General features: G+C 67.3%; 10 protein-coding genes. 5 read left to right on the forward strand and 5 right to left on the reverse strand.

Features of this window, described 5'->3' with window-relative positions:
* Nucleotides 1–5: 5 nt before the first annotated feature.
* Entirely contained in the window at nucleotides 6–203 is a 198-nt protein-coding gene (locus tag ACIRP7_RS36130) for a hypothetical protein (protein WP_403668321.1), read from the forward strand.
* Between the two features lie 607 nt (nucleotides 204–810).
* Nucleotides 811–1,437 carry a DUF4241 domain-containing protein gene (locus ACIRP7_RS36135; protein WP_403668324.1) on the forward strand — a complete coding sequence of 209 codons (627 nt, stop codon included), beginning with the start codon at nucleotides 811–813 and terminating at the stop codon, nucleotides 1,435–1,437.
* A gap of 120 nt (nucleotides 1,438–1,557) precedes the next feature.
* On the opposite strand, the gene ACIRP7_RS36140 is transcribed toward ACIRP7_RS36135, so the two are convergent.
* The gene (locus tag ACIRP7_RS36140; RefSeq protein ID WP_403668327.1) at nucleotides 1,558–1,803 is read right to left on the reverse strand and encodes a hypothetical protein; all 246 of its coding nucleotides are present in this window, start codon (nucleotides 1,801–1,803) and stop codon (nucleotides 1,558–1,560) included.
* Nucleotides 1,804–2,050: 247 nt separating this feature from the next.
* Here ACIRP7_RS36140 and ACIRP7_RS36145 point away from each other — a divergent pair, with 247 nt between their 5' ends.
* The 3 genes from ACIRP7_RS36145 to ACIRP7_RS36155 all read left to right on the forward strand — a co-directional run bounded on the left by ACIRP7_RS36145 (nucleotide 2,051) and on the right by ACIRP7_RS36155 (nucleotide 4,816).
* Nucleotides 2,051–2,488 (forward strand): SMI1/KNR4 family protein, encoded by a 438-nt coding sequence (locus ACIRP7_RS36145; protein WP_403668329.1) that lies wholly within the window; start codon nucleotides 2,051–2,053, stop codon nucleotides 2,486–2,488.
* A gap of 64 nt (nucleotides 2,489–2,552) precedes the next feature.
* Nucleotides 2,553–3,881: a HEAT repeat domain-containing protein gene (locus ACIRP7_RS36150; RefSeq protein WP_403668332.1), complete on the forward strand. Its 1,329-nt coding sequence runs from the start codon at nucleotides 2,553–2,555 to the stop codon at nucleotides 3,879–3,881.
* Nucleotides 3,882–4,036: 155 nt separating this feature from the next.
* Entirely contained in the window at nucleotides 4,037–4,816 is a 780-nt protein-coding gene (locus tag ACIRP7_RS36155) for a calcium-binding protein (RefSeq protein WP_403668335.1), read from the forward strand.
* Nucleotides 4,817–5,842: 1,026 nt separating this feature from the next.
* Here the strand turns inward: ACIRP7_RS36155 and ACIRP7_RS36160 are convergent.
* The 4 genes from ACIRP7_RS36160 to ACIRP7_RS36175 all read right to left on the reverse strand — a co-directional run bounded on the left by ACIRP7_RS36160 (nucleotide 5,843) and on the right by ACIRP7_RS36175 (nucleotide 16,355).
* Nucleotides 5,843–7,789: a DnaB-like helicase C-terminal domain-containing protein gene (locus ACIRP7_RS36160; RefSeq protein ID WP_403668338.1), complete on the reverse strand. Its 1,947-nt coding sequence runs from the start codon at nucleotides 7,787–7,789 to the stop codon at nucleotides 5,843–5,845.
* A 226-nt stretch (nucleotides 7,790–8,015) separates the two neighbouring features.
* Nucleotides 8,016–9,176, reverse strand: coding sequence for a hypothetical protein (locus ACIRP7_RS36165; protein WP_403668341.1), 1,161 nt, complete (start codon nucleotides 9,174–9,176; stop codon nucleotides 8,016–8,018).
* Between the two features lie 512 nt (nucleotides 9,177–9,688).
* Nucleotides 9,689–9,952 carry a hypothetical protein gene (locus ACIRP7_RS36170; protein WP_393606053.1) on the reverse strand — a complete coding sequence of 88 codons (264 nt, stop codon included), beginning with the start codon at nucleotides 9,950–9,952 and terminating at the stop codon, nucleotides 9,689–9,691.
* A 100-nt stretch (nucleotides 9,953–10,052) separates the two neighbouring features.
* Nucleotides 10,053–16,355, reverse strand: a complete 6,303-nt coding sequence (locus ACIRP7_RS36175; protein ID WP_403668344.1) for a DNRLRE domain-containing protein — start codon at nucleotides 16,353–16,355, stop codon at nucleotides 10,053–10,055.
* Between the last annotated feature and the right edge of the window lie 343 nt (nucleotides 16,356–16,698).

Here is a 16,698-nt window from a genome sequence, read left to right on the forward strand (position 1 = left end):
TTGCCGTGACCGTCGCCGTCGTCCTCCTCGCTGTCGCTGTCGTCACCGTTCTTGCGCTGATGGCCGCCGCCGGCGCCGCCACTCTGGCCCGCCTCGATGGCAGCACCTGGCCCAGCGCCCTGACCCGCGCCGCCCTCACCTTCACCACAGCGATCACCCTCGCCGCCGCCATCACCGCAGCCCTCACCCCCCTCCTCACGTGAGCGCTGCGGCTCCTGGACAGCGCAGGCAGCGTCCGTTCCTCGGAGAGTTCTGATGCTCGCTGCAGGCCGGCTACTGCACCAATAACCATGAGATGTCGGCCTGGATCAAGCCGTCGGTCCGACGAGTTCACCTTCCAGCAGGACGGTGTGAGGTGTACTGGCGCCGCCCCGAAGCGCGGGTGGGAGGTGGGCCATGAGTGCGCGACAGCTGCAATGCTGGAGAGGGCACGCGTGGAACTCTTTGAGGAGATCGCACAGAAAGGGGTCCTGGACGCCGCCCGGAAGTCCGCGTGGGAGGCTGCGGTCTCCCTGCCACAACTGTTCGTCGCCGTGTGACAGCCAGCCCCGCCCATACCGAGGCCGGCCGGCCCCCCACTCATCACACGGGGCACCGCCACCGCAAGGTCCCGCCGGCCACTCGTGTAACGAGAGCGGGATGGGAGGTGCCGGGACGTCGGGCTCTGTCGGTGGTGCCCTCTACTGTTCGGCCATGGGATATACAGCAGATGAGCGTCTGGCGGCAGGTCCGGAAGAGAGCCGGTACTTGGAGGCGGTGTTCACACTGGGGGCGCAGGTGGGCACGCATGCCGAGGATCCGGCGAGACCCGTGTACGTCGTCGAGGTGGCGGAGGTGAGCCCGATCCGGGTGCCGAGCGGCCGGCTCGTCGTCGCCTCACCCTGGCCAGATGATTCCGACTGGGAGTTGCCCACCCCGGCCGGCCGGGAACTGAAGGACCGGATCCGCCCTGGTGTTCACCGGGTGCAGGCCTCCTGGACGGAAGCGCCGTACGAGTACAACGGCGAGCAGTTCGACGGCCGCGAGGAGGTCGCCGTCCGCCTGCTTGTCAGCGATGCCCCGGTGGCCTGCTGGGAAGTGGCCCTCGGTGTCGGTGAGAGCATCGAGCAAATCGTCCCCGGTGAGCGGCCGACCTTCGACTCAGAGGAAAATATGGGGAGTTTCGCCGACGCCACCGCCTGGCCATCGCTGACCGAGCCGTTCCGCCAGTTCTGGCTCGACGTCGATGCGGGCAAGCCGGATGCATCCCGGGCCACCGAGTCTCTGGGCGAGTCGTTCGAGCGGGTGAGCGACGAGGCTCTCGGAGCCGACCTCGTGACGTTCCCGACCGGAGGAGGGAGCGTTGTATGGCTGGGGCGCACGGAGACCGGGAGCATCGCCTCGATCGTCACGACTGGACCGGCCTGCTTCCATAACCAGCTGGTCACAGCCGTGTGAGCAACGCCTGCCGGACGCGGTGGAAGCCACCGGGTGCGGTGGGTCAGTGCAGGCGGGCACCCCATCCACAGGTCTTGACGATGACTGGCCGCCCTCCAACCGCCTGAGACCCAGTCAGTTTCACGACGCCATGTTCGGGCTGAGGGCGTGACCGTCCAGGGCTCGTTGGAGACTCACGTTCGGCACGTGGGACGCGGACATCATCGACTCAATGCGTCCCTTTTGCCCCTCGGCCTCCCAGTGGCCCTTGGCCCAGTAGGGGTGGGGATACACGTCGGGTGAGTGCACCCAGACCACGGTCACTGTCATGTCGGTGCCCTCTTTGATCCATCGGTCGATGTAGGTGGTGATGCCCTGCCACGTCATCTCGGCAGACTCCAGTGTCCAGTCCTTGTCGGCAGTGTGTAGCGGTGGGCAGAGCCCCGCTCTTCGATCTTCAACGCGCCTCCCTGAGTTCGAGGCAGGAAGTCTCCTCCGCGAGCAGAGCTCCTGCCTGCCGTTCTACGGAAGACGCCCTGTGGAGCCGTCGATGCGGACGGGTTTGCCCGCGCCGACGGCAGCCGCAACCCCAGGCGGGATCGGGAGCTCCACTTGCAGGACTAAGCTCCGGATCATGTGGAGAGAAGCAGCGGCAGCCGTCTTTCCCGGCGTTGGCTTGCGTGAACCCGCGCAGGCCGGTGAACTCGCCGCGGCGGAGACGCACCTTGGGCGAACGCTGCCCTCGGAGCTTCACCAACTGCTCCTCGAAAGCAACGGCATCATTGGCCGCACGCACGTGGACACCGTCTGGCCCGCCGATCAGATCGTGGAGACGAACCTGCATTTCTGGTCCGACCCGACGTTCGCGCAGCTCTACATGCCCTTCGCCCCCTTCCTCTTCTTCGGGGACAACGGAGGCGGCGACCAGTTCGCCTTCGTACAGACGCCCCAGCGTCCCGACATCTTTGTCTGGGAACACGAGAGCGACAGTCGCCGCTGGGTCGCAAGCAACCTCCAGGACTACCTCACCCATTGCCTTCGAGACGGCGGCGACGGCTGGTATCAGCTGTAGCGCAGCAGCCCTCGATCGATCGTCTGCGGGATCGGTGTCAGTGCTGCCTGCGAGCATTCGGATCATGAAGCGATCGGATGATCTCCTGGCAGGGCTGGACGACATCGACTGGGCAGCCCTGGGGCACGCCTACGGCAGCGCCGAGGACGTGCCCGGCCAGCTCCGGGCGGTGTGCGGGCCGGATGAGGAGGCCCGGGAGAGCGCCTTCCGCAGCCTGTTCGGCAACATCTTCCACCAGGGCACCCGGTACTCGGCCTCTCCGTACGCCGTGCCGTTCCTCACCCGGATCGCTGTCGCAGGCCCGGCCGGCGCCCGAGTCGACGCCCTGGGGCTGCTGACCCGTCTGGCCGTTGACTGGCACGACGAGTACAGCCTCCCGCTCGGCATCGACACCGCCGCGTGGCGCGCCGCGGCCATCAGCCCCGAAGAGACCCTGCGTTGGTACGACGAGCAGATCGCCGCCGAGACCGACGAGGAGCAGCTGAAGGGCTGGCGTGAGGCACAGGCAGACTGTGCGGCCGGGCACCCCGTGGATGCCCGCGAGGGGGCACTGCGCTCCTATGACGCGGTCCGCGCCCAGCTTCCCGTCCTGTTCGAACTGCTCGGCGATCGGGATCCGGAGCTCCGCACCAGGACCGCGTACCTCCTGGGCTGGTTCCCCGAGGAGGCCGACGCCACCCTGCCCGCGTTGCTGGCCTGCCTCGACGGCGAGCGGGACCCCGTCTGCGCCGCCACGGTCCTGGTCGCGGTCGGGCTGCTCGCCGACCACGACCCGGACGGCCGGCTTCGCCACCATCTCGATCACGAGCACCCGTTGCCGCGCTGGGCCGCCGCCACAGCCCTGGCCCGCGTGCTGGTCGCGCACCCGGCCGCCGCGCCTGGACTGCCGCCGGCGCAGCGCATCGCCGCCGAGCTGGCGGCCTTCGGCGCCGGGCCCGCCCCCGAGCCCGCTACCGTCCACCACGTCGGCGATCTGCACAGCTACACCGTCCGCAGCCTGCTCCACCTGATGAACGCGGCCGAGGACCTGGACGGGGTCCTCCTGGAGATCGTCCGCGCCCTGCCCCGTATCAAGGAGACCGCCGTCGTGCCCCGCCCGCTGGCAGCCCGTGCCGGGAACCTGCTGGACGCCCTGTTCGAACCCGCGGACGCCGTGCCGGTGTTCACCGAGCTCTCCCCCGGCCGCCAGCAGCTGCTGAGGGCCCTGGCCGAGCTGCTGACCGCCGAGGACTTCCAGCCCGTGCCCTTCGGCTCAGATCTCCACGAGCGGTTCACCCGGTACGGCCTCCCCGGCACCCGCCCCGCCCTGCGCGCCTACGTCGGCCTGCCCACCGAAGGCCAGGACCCCAACGCCCCCCTCCCCGATCCCTGGGAACCACTGCGCAAACACTGAGCTGGTCTGCCCATCGTGGTCAGCTCCAGGGCTCACCCCTACAACCGTCGGCCCGCGCGAACAGTCTGATCACCCGAGCCGAACGGCTCCCCGACTCTCTACGGCCGGGTGCAGCAGCGCGCTGCTGCACCCGGCCCTGTTCTCATGGGACTCACATGCGTATACGTGCTGCGGCGGCCGCTGGGACAGCGTCCGCCGCCCTTGTGCTGACTGCTGTTGCCGTTGTTCCGGTGCACGCCGAGGGCGGACCGGTCATCACCAAGGTCGTGGTCAACAAGGGCAAGAACATCCTGGTCGGCCCCACCGCCGTCACCAAGTTCAGCGCCCAGATCACGGCCAGTGATCCGTCCGGCGTCATCGTGGCGGACGTGCAGCTGTGGTACGGCACCTCCCGCGACAACCGCACGGGCGCGATCTCCTACGACGCCCCCACCTGCCATGCCGACAGCGCCACGACCACCACGTGCACCATGAACTTCCAGGTCAAGGCCGACACCCGCGACATGACCAACACTGTGTCCAATGCGAAGGCCGGCACCTGGCACATCTACGCCAGCGCCTTCTCCAAGAACCGCGTCCAGACCACCATCGATTCCTACGCCACCACCAAGGTCCAGCGCACGTCCCAGCTCACCGCCAACGCCGCCCCCGAGCCGGTCAAGAAGGGCAAGACGCTCACTGTCACCGGCAAGCTCTCCCGCGCCAACTGGGACACCCACAAGTACGCCGGCTACAGCAGCCAGAAAGTGAAGCTCCAGTACCGGCCCAAGAACAGCACCACCTACACCACCCTCAAGACCGTCACCACCACCAGCACCGGCGAGTTGAAGACCACCGTGACGGCCACCGCCGACGGCTACTACCGCTACTCCTTCCCCGGCACCACGACCACCCCGGCCATCAACGCCGCCGGCGACTACATCGACGTGACGTAGAACCCGCCTGCCAGGAACATCCCCTTCTCCACCGTGCCGTCGTGCCAGCCTTTGCCGAAGATTGCATCGTGCGTTGGCAATACGTGCCCTGCCTCGCCGTGCGGGAGTCTTCCGCGGCTTGTACACGCGGACGGCCGCGCCATCCGCACACGGGCCAGCCAACCAGTTCGCCAAGGTCATCCGTCTTGAACAACTGCTAGTATTCGCCCGCTTGTTCGGGGGGATGGGGCCCTCCGTCGGGGAGGGGAAGCAAGTGACTCGTCGTACCTTCATGCGTGGCTCCCTTGCCACGATCATCGGTTTGGCGCTCTCTGTGTCCGCCGTGCCGCTGGTGGCGCCGGCGCACGCGGAGACCGCAACGGAGATCATCGTTCCGGCCACCATGCGCACGACCCCGCGCACGGCGTATCTGCAGAGCGCGGGGGCTTCCGGCTTCCTCGAGTACCGCTCCACCGCTGAGGGTTCCGGCCTCTGGTGGACCAGCTACGACGGCAGCCGGAAGCCGGTGGAAGGTGGCGAGGGACTCGGGCCGCGCACTGCGGGTTCGTACGGCACGGGTTCGGACATCGTCGCCCTTGGCCCGACCCAGAGCAGTGGTGGGCAGGTCCTGCTCCGGGACATGGGAACCCGTACGACGGAGACCGTGGCCATCCCAGCAGGCCAGAGCTATCTGCAGACGTACGGACGTACTGTCCTGACCAGCACGTCGACCGGTGGACAACGGACTCAGCTGTTCCTGCTGCACAACGAGAACGGCAGCACGGTGCAGAAGCCCGTGACCGGATTCCCGGACGGGACGGTCTTCCCCTTCTTTCCCAGGGGTTCCGCCTCCGGCATCCTCGTCAATTACAACGGCCCGGACCATGTCCTCCACTACGCCTGGGTGGATGCCGAGACCGGTGCGGCCACGATCTTGTCTCCACTGGTGGCGAACTCGGACACCGTGGTCGGATCCGACTACCTGGTCAGCTGGTACGGCACGTCCCGGGTGCGGGTGTATGCCAAGGGTGCCTACGACTCGCCCACTCACGAGGTTGCGTTCCCCCGCACCTCTGAGAACACGATCCTCGGCGTCGTCGGTGACGCGCTCGTCGTCGCGCGGCGCAGCGGCTCCTCCTGCTTGTCAGCCGGGGCCACCGTCAGCGTCCAGCTGTACGTGCCGTTCGGCACATACGCGCCGTTCGACGTCCTGCCGTTCCAGGACGTATGGATCGCGTCGTGCGCGGCGCCATCGGACAGCGTGCGCACAGTGGCCCCGGTCGCCTTGTTCCTGAGGACCAGCGTCCACGACGCGGCCGGCTTCGACAGTCCCCACGCGCCGTCCCACGAGGACGACGAGTCCACCAGGCTGACCGCGGGTTCCGTCCTCGCCCCCAGGAGCGCGATGTCCGTGGCCAAGACGCCGCTCCACTCGTCCTCGACCACGTCGGCCGTCGCCTGCCGGTTGTCCGCCAGGGTCTGGACAGCGGCACCGGCAGCAGGCGACTGCCCGGCGGCTGTGGTGGTGTCGGCGGACTCGGGCGTGCCGTAGGGGCGCAGCGCGTTGGCGAGGCGGTGTCCCTCATGGGTGTCCGGCCACTGCGAGACCGTCGCGGCCGCCTGGATGAGCGTCGGCAGGATCTCCTTCAGCGCCTCGTGGTCGCCGCCCGCGACGGCGGTCCGCCACGCGGCGAGCTCGCGGGTGAGGGCGGCGGGGATCCCCTGGTGCCCGCCGGACGTGTAGGGAAGGGCGGCTTCCGCCAGTTCCAGCGCCGCCCTTCCACCGGTAGCCGTCGAGCGGCTCGGGCCCGCCGGGGTGTCGGCGCGCTCATGGGGCATGGTGCCGGCGTCGAGGAAGCGGGCGTGGATCAGGTCGGGCTTCAGGTAGGCGGAGCCGATCGTGCCGAAGCCGCGTTCCGCGACCGTCACCTGGACCCGGGCAGGGTCCTCGGTCGGCGTGAGTGTCAGCGTGATGTCGGCGTCCAGGAGGCCCAGGAGTGCGGGATCGTCGCTGTCCACGATGGCGAGGACCGGCACGTGCAGGGTGCGCGCGAGAGTGGCCAGGACTTCGGAGGCGGCCGGGAGACGGTCCCCGGACAGCGGGAGGCGGGCGCTGTGGGCGGCCTGCAGCCGGTCCACGACCACGAGGGCCAGGCCCTGCATGTGCGGGGCGGTGTCCGCGATGTCCTCGGCCCTCAGATCACTGCCGTCATCGATCATCAACAGGTCTCCGGCCTGGACCAGTTGACGGGCGACCTGCTGTTCATGCTCGGTCAGGCGGCCCTGCTTCAGACGCGCGTACTCGCCCTCGGTCTCGGCAGCGATGATCCGGCGGAAGATGTCGTCCCGGTTCGGTCCCGAGGCCGCGTACAGGACCATGGCCTGGTCGACGAGCGCCGTCGTCCGCGCGGCGGCCAGCCCCAGCAGGCTCCCCCCGACACTCGGACGCGCCGCCACGAGCGTCAGCTTGCCCCGCTGCAGACCGCCCGTGGCAGCGTCCAGGCCCGGCAGCCCGAACGTGGGGCCGCTGACCGGGCCGTCGGTGAGGACGGAACCGATGGCATCGCCGAGCGTGGCGAGCCTGCGGGGCGTGCTGCCGCGGTCCTGGTTGCCTTGGCTGTTCACCGCACCTCCTGCGGTCGCCGCGCCGGGGTGCGCGGCCATGTCGGACGAGAGGGCGTCAGGAGAGGAGTCGGCGGGGAGCAGCACCGCGACCGGGGTGGTGTTGCGCAGGAGCACCTGCGGTTGCCCCTTCGCCGCCAGCGCGACAAGGTCACCAAAATCCCTCTGCGCCACGCTCAGCACGTGAGCCGGGAAAGCGTCGGTCTTCCGGGCTGCCGGGAACCGGTCAAGCGGCGCCAGCAGCGCGCGCACCTTGTGCTTGGTGATCACCGTGGTGCGCCCCTCTTCTTCGGCGAGCTTCACCAGCGAGTACAGGCTGTTCCGCGCTGTGGTCGCGTTGATCGCGCCCTCTTCCTGTGACGACTGGCTCACTCACCCTCCCTGGAATCGCAACTGCCCATCATCATAGTAATATTCACCTAGTTAACGTTGTAAAGTGACTACTTTATTCGTGAATATCACTCACTATTGGTGACCCTGCGGTTTCTGTGTTGACCGGTCGGGGTGCCCCAGCCGCCCAGCGGGAAGGCCGGGACCACCGGCCCCGGCCTTCGCTCCGCACCGTCCGCAGACGATCACATCCGCCGAACCGGCGGACTCAGCTCCCCGTGGCCGACTCCTGCTCTCCGGGGCCGTCCTTGTACGCGACGCGGCCGATGGCGGAGTAGGCCGTGCTCAGCCTGCCGTGGAGCGCACCCGCGAGGTCCTTCGCCGCGTCGGAGGACTCCGTGAAGCGCTGCAGGACATCGTCGAGCGGTTCGCCCCGGCAGTCGCTCATCAGCTGGTCCTTGTCCTGCAGTTGCTGCACGGAGGCCTCGATCAGCTCGATGGCGGTCCGCAACTCGCCGGCGCAGCGGGTGAGATAGCTGTGGACGCGGTGCGCCTCCCCCGGGTACTCGATACCGCGGTACTGAAGGGTGCGGACGAGTTCGACGAGGGAGCGCGCCGCGCCCTCCGCATGCTGTTCGATGGATTCGGTCATTGATCCGGTTCTCCTCGGAGAGTGCTGGTCACGTGGTGGGGATGCGGGCGCCATTCCCAGTGCGGCTGGTCGGGCAGGAAGGTGGCGTCCAGGAACCGGACGATGCCGGGCCGGACGCTGCCCGCCTGACCGGTCTTCAACAGCGAGGCCGGAAGGGTCGGCCACCGTGCCGAGGCCGGATGGCTCGGGGCTACCGCCTGATTCGGGTTTCCCGCCCGTGACAGCGATGGCGGCCCGCGACGCGTCCGTCGTGCCGCTGTTATTGCCCTGCAGAAGCCCGGTGGGCTCGGTCCCGTAGAACGTCCACAAGCCCAGCGACTCCTCCAGGAGCGCCGCCCGGTCTTCCGGGAGCAGCAGCTCGACGCAGCGGAGCATGACGTGTTCTTTGCCTGGCGCCGACGCCCGGACGACCATGAGGAAGAACTGGGAGACGTCGGAAGTGAGGCCTCCTCCGTCCGGCTCGTGGGCCTCATGCAGGCGGTAGACGGTCCCGGCCGTCACCGCGAGCACGATCGGGTCTTCGTCGAGGAGTTTCGCGGCCAGGGAGGTCTGGCACGGTGCGCACTGCTCGATGCGCGCGCTGATCAGCGCGGACGCGGTCCGCAGGTCCGGGGCCGCGTCGATTCCCCATCGGCCGGGCTCGTCCGGCTGGAGGTCCTTGTCGGTCGGGCCGCTGGTGTGCTGGTGGAGAGTGCCGGCTTGGGCGGCGGTGTACGCGGCCCCTCGACTCCGGCTTGTTTTCCGCGCCCGGCTCTTACGGCCGTGGCCCTTGGTCATGTCTCATCTTCCCGTGCCCGGCCCCATGATCCGATGCGCGCGTCGAAGAGCAGCATGCGGAAGGCTTCAACAGCTGGAAAGCCGTTAAGAGTTGATGTTCACCATCGCACTGATGCGCACAGTCCGGTCCCGTTGCACGGGGCCCGCGGGCACCTCTGCCGTCATGCATCCCGGTCATGGGCCAGGCCGCTGGCTTGGGCCGATGCGACGGCCACTGCCCGCACCTTACCGCCCTACGCTCGGACGCGGGAACCGACGACCGAAGTCGCCAAGAACTCCGTTGTCCAGATCAGGCGAGACGCAGGAGCACGAGTGGTCATCTGCACGGACGAGATTCTCGGCGCGCACAGGGCTGACGCCTCTGTAGATGAGCCGACGGATAGAGATCTGAGATTGCCGCGTTGGCGACAGAAGCTGCGTTCTGTCGCCAACGGGCCATTGATCCTAATTCACCATGTGTAGACTTTTCTGATCTTTACTTGGTGAACATCCTGCGCAGCACGGCTGCGGCGTTAGCTCATCTTGCTCAGCTTGCGCGCGGCGAACCGGAGAGCCAAGACCTGGACTACCGCACAGCACACCCAGAGGACGGCCAGAGTCACCGATGGTCCGCTGTCTCCGACGGTTGCATGGTCCTGGCTGTCGTTCTGGTTGAGGAATGCCATTGTCGCCCCCAGCACGATGAGGATCGACGTCGGCGCGGTGATCCACATCACGATCTCGGTGACCAGGCCGGCGCCCGGGTTCCATGCGACATCCGCGACGGCCAGGACCACAACCGTCAGGATGTATGCAGACGATACAACTCGGCCTACCATGGCCTGCCTCTCACTTCTCTCTTGCGGGCAAGATCGCGTAGATCCATGCCTGGCGCGGTTAATAATAGTGGTTTATCTGGGCTTCGAGGTTCTGCAAGTTCCTCCAGAATTTGGCCCACATATCCGTGGCAATTTTCTCGTAGGTTGACCCGCCCACGAAGATGTCCGCGAGAGAAAACCTCGAATGCCCGTGAACGATCATGAGCATGTGACCGTTCTTCTTCCGCTTGAAGTTGAAGCTGATCCATCCTGGGTAGTCGGGATGGCCCTTGAGTGTGTCGAACTTCCAGTAGTGGGAATTCATGGCGGATACGCGTACGGGGAATGGTGCGGGGCCGACGTGGAGGTTGATCCGTGTGCCGACTCCGGGGAGTTTGTTCGGGTGTCCGGCGATGGGGAAGACCGCGCCGAAATTCGCCTTGACGAACGTGAAGAACCTCTTCGCGGACACCTTCGACCAGCCGATGTCATAGGTGATCTCGTAGTCGAACAGGCCTGTCGGGTCTGTGCAGTTGACCGGGTCTGCGGAGCAGTAGGCATAGGCGTTCGCGCCTCCGCCTTCCATGGCGTCCACGCTCAGGAACCGGCCGGTGGCCGGGTCGTAGAGGCGTATGCCCATCAGCAACGCGCCGGTGGGGGTGTCGGATGCGCGTTGTGTGGTGCCGAGCCAGCCGTAGCGGGTGCTGGGGCTTTCGCCTTGGAGGTTGCCGTATTCGTCGTAGGCCAGTGCGGTCGGCGCTCCGGTTGTGGCCAGGGGGACCTGAACGGTGATGTCGCCGTGTATGTCGGTTAGTTGCAGCGCGGTGGCGCCGGTTTTGCCGGTAGTGGCTTCCAGACCGTTGTCGAGGCCCTGCACGTTGCGCGTGATCGTGCCGTTGGCGTCTTCCGCGGTCCAGCTCGGGCCGTCGCCGTCGGCCGCGTAGTGGTTGGTCCGGGAGCCGGTCTGGGTCCAGGTGCCGTCGCTGTTTTTGTCCTGGGTGGTCCATGCTGCCAGGCGGCCGACGGCGTCCAGGGTCCACGTCTGCCGGCTGTTGCCGGCTGTCTGCTGGCGGACCATGTCGTCGGCGTAGTAGGCGATGGTGGCGCCGCTGGACTGGGTGGTGGTGCGGCCGAAGGCGTCGTAGACGGTGCCGCTGTTGGTCAGCCGGTCCGCACTGTCGTAGGTGTAGGCCGTCGTGACCGCGCCGGTGCTGGTGCACTCCGCACCGACGTCACCGGTCGAGGCGGCCAGCGCCGTCCGGTTGCTGTTGTCGTCGAGGGAGTAGTCCCGGCGGGTGCAGGAACCGTCGGGGTTCGTTTCGTCCGCCCGTATCAGGCGGCCCAGCGGATCGTAGCCGTAACTGCGGCTCCTGGTCTGGCCGTTGCTGTCAGTGTCGGCGGCTGTCTCACCGTGGACCGATCGGTCGACCGTGTCGGAGGCGACGATGGTGCTGTCGCTGTCCCTGGTGTAGACCCGGGACGTCTGGGCGCCGACTTCGTTCCGGGTGACGTTCAGGGTGTAGCCGCCGGGAAGGGACTCCGTCGTCAGACCGCCGTCGGCGTTGTAGGTTGCGGCGAAGGTGCCGGCGACGGAGTCGGTACGTGACGTTGTCAGGCCGCGGGGTTCTTTTGCCGTGTCATAGGCGTATGTGGTGGCGGACTGGGCGGAGTCCGTGCTCTTCACCAGCCGGCTCAGAGCGTCGTACGCCGCGGTGGTGGTGTTGCCCGACCCGTCGTTGTAGGAGATCTCCCTGTCGAGGGCGTCGTAGGTATGGGTGATGGTCTTTCCACCGGATGCTACGGACGCGATTTCGCCGGTATCGGCGTCGTAGGTGGTGACTGCGTCGGGAACTGCTGTGCCGACCCCGCCGGAGACCGAGGTCCTGATACCGCGCCCTGCTGCGTCGGTTGAGGTGGTCGTGGTGCGGGTGACGCCGCTGACGGTTTCGGTCACCTTGGCGGTGTTGCCCCAGCGGTCGTACTCGACTGTTCTGACGGGGAGCTGGGTTGGATTGGAGTTGGCGCCGGTGATGGCGCCGGCGGGGCCGGTGGTGCAGATCAGGTCGGCCCATTCCGGTCGGCCGTGGCATGCGCCGGTGCCGGTCGCCGAGTAGTACGCGGTCACCGTCGTGTTGGCGTCGGTGCCGTTGGATTTCGGCAGCGTGGTCTGCACGATCCGGCCCTGGGAGTCATACGTAGTGGTGCTGGCCAGCGTCGGCTTGTCGGCGCTGGCCGTTTTCGTCGGCAGCCCCTTGACCCAGTCGTAGGTGGTGGTCGTGGTTCTCACGTCGGCGTCCGACGGGTAGCCGTCCACGAACGCCCCGGTCCTGACCGTGGTGGGCTGGTTGGCGACGGTGGCGGTGCCGTCGGTCGGACGGCCTTCGTCGTAACTGGTTGTGGTGTGCTGCCGGGCCGGAATCCGGGTTCCGGCCGGCAGATCGGAGCCGCCGGAACCGGCTTTGAGGGGCGAGATCAGGGTCACCTGGTGCAAGGGGCCGTACGCGTCCGTCTCCCGCAGTCCGTCGTGGGTGTATGCAGAGGTGCTGGACAGCAGCTGGGCGCGGTCGGCGGTCGGCATGCCGACAATCTCAAGCGCGGTCAGTTCGTCGTAGAGCGGGCTTGCGGTGTCGGTGGCGAGGGCCAGTTCCCGGTTGCCCGGGGTGAGTTGGCGGGTGGAGTTCCCGAATTGGTCGTACTCGCTGGTAGCGATGTAGCCGCCGGGGGTGGCCACGTTGACCTCCCGGCCCGAGGCGTCCGCGTAGGAGATGGTTGCCCGGGTGTAGTCGGAGGCCGACAGGTCGGAGCCGGTGCTGGACGCCGGAGTGACGTCGCTGGCAGAAACAGCGGCGGGGAAGATCGCGGTGGCGTCCGTGGGGACATCGGTCTGGCCCCAGTCGTCCACGTTGTCAGGGCCCATGGCGTTGGGGGCCTTGGTGTCGGACAGCGGAACGTCGTAGACCACCGTGGTCGTGGCGGTGGTGCCGGCCAGGGTGCTCTTGCTGCCTGCGGCCAGGTTCGGCCGCGAGGCGGACAGAAGCATGCCGTCACCGGCGGTGGCAGCATTTCCCGCCTTGCCGTAGACGAGGGTCCAGGGCAGTTCTCCGGGGGGTGTCAGCGTGATGATCCGGCCTGCGCTGTCATAGGCGTATGTGGTCTTGAGCGGGGTGGAGATCCGCGCATCCCATTCCTGGCTCAGGCGTCCGCCGGTGTCGTAGGAGTAGCGGGCGATCGGTGTGGCCGTGGTCTTGGTGTCCCCCGGGGATGTGGCCCATACCTTGATCTGCTGCACTCTCCCGCTGTAGTCCCCGAGCGAGGAGCCGGTGGCTGTCGTTGAGGTGGCGTAGACGAACTGCAGGACCCGGCACCCGGCCGTGGTGCTGGTGTTGGTGAACCAGTCGTTGCCAGCAGCCACCGCTGTTTCGATCGCGGTCTGGCAACTTGCCGCGCTGACTGCGGTGGTGGGGGCGATGACGAACTTGGGGCGTGCCAGCGTGTTGGTGCCCGAAGGGACCGCTTCGGGGACCACTGTGGTGGTGGAATTATCCGTGGTCAGGCGTGTCGCCGTGAGCTGCCAGGTCGTGGCCGAGGAGCTGACCTTGGCGAATGTCGAGACGGTTCCGTCGTTGTCCTTGAGTGTGAAGGCAGCGTCGACAGAGCCGGTAAGGGTGAGGTCCTCCGCGCCGGGTTCGGGGCTCCAGCCGCCTGCTGTGGTCTTGGTGAAACCGGTCTGCTCACCGCTTCCGTCGACCAGGGCGACCGAGGTGGCCGAGGACTTGCGGATGTACGACCAGTTCGATTGGGTCAGTTCATCGCTGATCCCCGCTGTCCACTGCGGGCCGAAGATGGCGACCTGGCCCTCAGCATCCGCCCCCACGCTGGGATGACGCGAGGAGACGGTACGGGAGACAGACAGGTCGAAGACCGAAACGTCCGTGGCCGAGATCGTGTAGTCACCGGTCAGGTCGTTGACCGAACCGGGTCCCACAGTGTCACTCGGCGCGGTGCCGGCTTCCCGGTCCACCGTGATGGTGCGGGTCTGGCTGTACCCGGTGGTGGTGCCGTCGGTGAACGCCGCCCGGATGTCGATCGGCCCGTCCTGAGACAAGGACGAGGTGATGTTCCAGACCAGAGTGGCCGGAGTACCGCTGACGACTGCGACCGGCCAGGCGGAAATGGTAGATCCCTTGGAGGACTTGATGTCACCGACCGGGACATCGTGCCAGGTGGTGTCGGTCTCGCCGCGCCGGTACTGGTAGATCACTCCCGTGTAGGACGGCTTGCCGGTGGAGGACAGGCTGACCCGGCGCGCTGCGGTGTCGCCCTCGGCGGGGGTGAGCAGCGCGGCCCCGTCCGCGCCGACGCCGAATTCGTACGTGGTGGTAGCGGTGGAAATGTTGCCGCCGGAGTCGACAGTCTTGGCGTACAGCTTGTGCCAGCCGTCTGCCGGGCTGATGGAGACGGTCAGCGGATCACCGCCGTTGCCGTCGTCCGTGTCGTAGAGGTGTGTGGGTGTGAGTGAATCGTCCAGGCCCCAGTAGTAGCCAGCACCGTCCGAGGAGGAGGTGTCCAGGGTGCACGTCACCGCGCCGTCGGCGCGGGCCGTCCATGTGCTCACCGGGTAGCTGTCGCACAAGACGGTCGGCGCGCCGGGCTTGGCAACGTTGGGTACGAAAGTGGTGTAGCCGGACCATGATCCGTAGTCGGTCCCGTCATAGCCTCGCACCCGGAACCGCAGATGTGACGCCGCCACCGCTGACGCGGCCGGGATCGTCAGCTTCGCTGTGCCACCGGAAGCTACCGAGGAGGAGGTGCCCGTGAAGGAGTAGGCGGTCTCCCCGGAGTACGCCGGATCGTTGGTGATCTCGAACTGGGCCTTGACCGAGGATCCGTCCGTGTCGGTGACCTTCGCCGACAGGGTCGGCGTGTAGGTGGTCACGTACCGCTTGCCGCTGTAGGCGTTCACACTGCTCGGCGAGATCGCGAGCGCACTGGTGGTGGCGTAGGAGTTGTAGGTGACCGTGAGGTGCGGCTCGACGGAGTTGTCGCCGGATATGTAGTTCGCGGAGCGGAAGCGCCGCCAGGTCAGCGAGTCACTCTCGTCCGCACCGCGGACCTGGAGCCCGTAGTTGGCCGACCCGCTTGCCCACGCCTGCACGATCGCGTCGATGTCGAAGTTCACCGTGCCGCCGGGGCAGTCGGTGCTGGAGTAGCCCTTGGCCACGGTGCTGGTCACCGCGCCGGTGGTCGTGGTCGACGGCTGGACGGCCCAGGTGACGTCCGACGACGACCACGAGGAGGTGATCCGGCGCACCTGCGTGCCTGCGCCCGAGGTGGAGCAGGTCGAGGAGTAGTACGAGTACAGCGCCAGGTTGGTGTCGGTGATGTGCTTGCCGGCGAACTTCGACACGTCGAACTTGAGATACGAGCGGGCGATGTCGCTGCCGCTGTCGTACGTTCCCGACTTCAGCTCGGTCGAGGAGACCTGCGAGTCGGTGTAGTCCGGGGTCTGCACCCACGTGTCCGTGGTCACCGCCAGCGTGGACGTCGGGTCGACGGTCACCGGGTAGGTCGCACTCGCCAGGAAATCATGGTCCGGGGTGAGCACCAGGGTCTGTGCACCGTCGTCCGCGGTCTCGACCTTGGTTGTTACCTGCTCCTGGTGGGCGGACTCGCCGGACGCCGGGTCCTTGGACGCGTCCCACATCATCGGCGCCGGCGCCTCGGCGACCAGGTCACCTGCGCTGTTCTTCAGCAGCAGGTGCCCGGAGCCGGCCTGGGACAGCTTCAGCCCGTCCAGGTCCAGCGGGATCCGATAAGACACAGCATCGCCACCGGGCTGCTGGGCCAGCTTGATGTTCTCGGAGAAGCCCTGCGCCAGCGCGGTCACCGAGAGCGTCTGGCCGCTCCCCAGGTCGTACGAGGCGGTGCTGTTCTTCACCGTCGGCGTGGGCAGCTTGTCCTGCCAGCCCAATCCGAAGGATTCCGTGCCCTTGGTCACCGACGCCAGATTGGTGTCGCCGCCGTCCGAGACCGCAATGTCGGCAGCCGCCACCGTAGGGGTGAGGTCGGCACCGGTGTCGGACAGCGCGGTGTCGATGCCCTTCCACACCCCCGCCTGCTTCACCCGGATCGGGCCCGCGTACGCCGCCGTCTCCAGCTCCCCGCTGGGCAGCGCGTACGTCGTCGAGTCCGCCGCCCGCTGCGACAGCACCTCAATCTTCCGGCCCTGCAACCGGGCCATCAGCACCGCCGACGCCTCATCCTGCGCCTCCGCCGGACCCGGCGACTCGGTGGACGACACCGCCGAGACATCGGTAGTCGGCGTGGCGAACGCGATGCCGGTGTCCTGCGATACCAGTGCTGCCTCGGTCGCGAACAGCATGACGACGCCGATGGCTATCTGCCGCAGCCGTCGCGCCTGGCGCCCTCGGCCCCGTCTAGATCTGCCATGGGCCACGGGTCTGTGACGCACGATCAGCTACCTCCCCTACGCCCCGCAATGCGGAGTCAACAGAAACGGAGCTGATCTTCACAAGAGGGTCAGATTTCGGCCACTGAAAGTCCGCCAGATATTCAAATCTTGCCCTGTAAGTCACCAAGAAGCATTAAAGGGCTGCTCGCGGCAGTAGCCCCCGGTCGTCCCAATTGGCCTGCCTTCATGCACTTCGAGCCGAAGATAGTAGGCAGTTGAGCCTGCGACCACACCCTCTGCACCGTTTTAAGAT

It is taken from the genome of Streptomyces sp. NPDC102270 (assembly GCF_044766405.1).
Classification (GTDB): Bacteria; Actinomycetota; Actinomycetes; order Streptomycetales; family Streptomycetaceae; genus Streptomyces.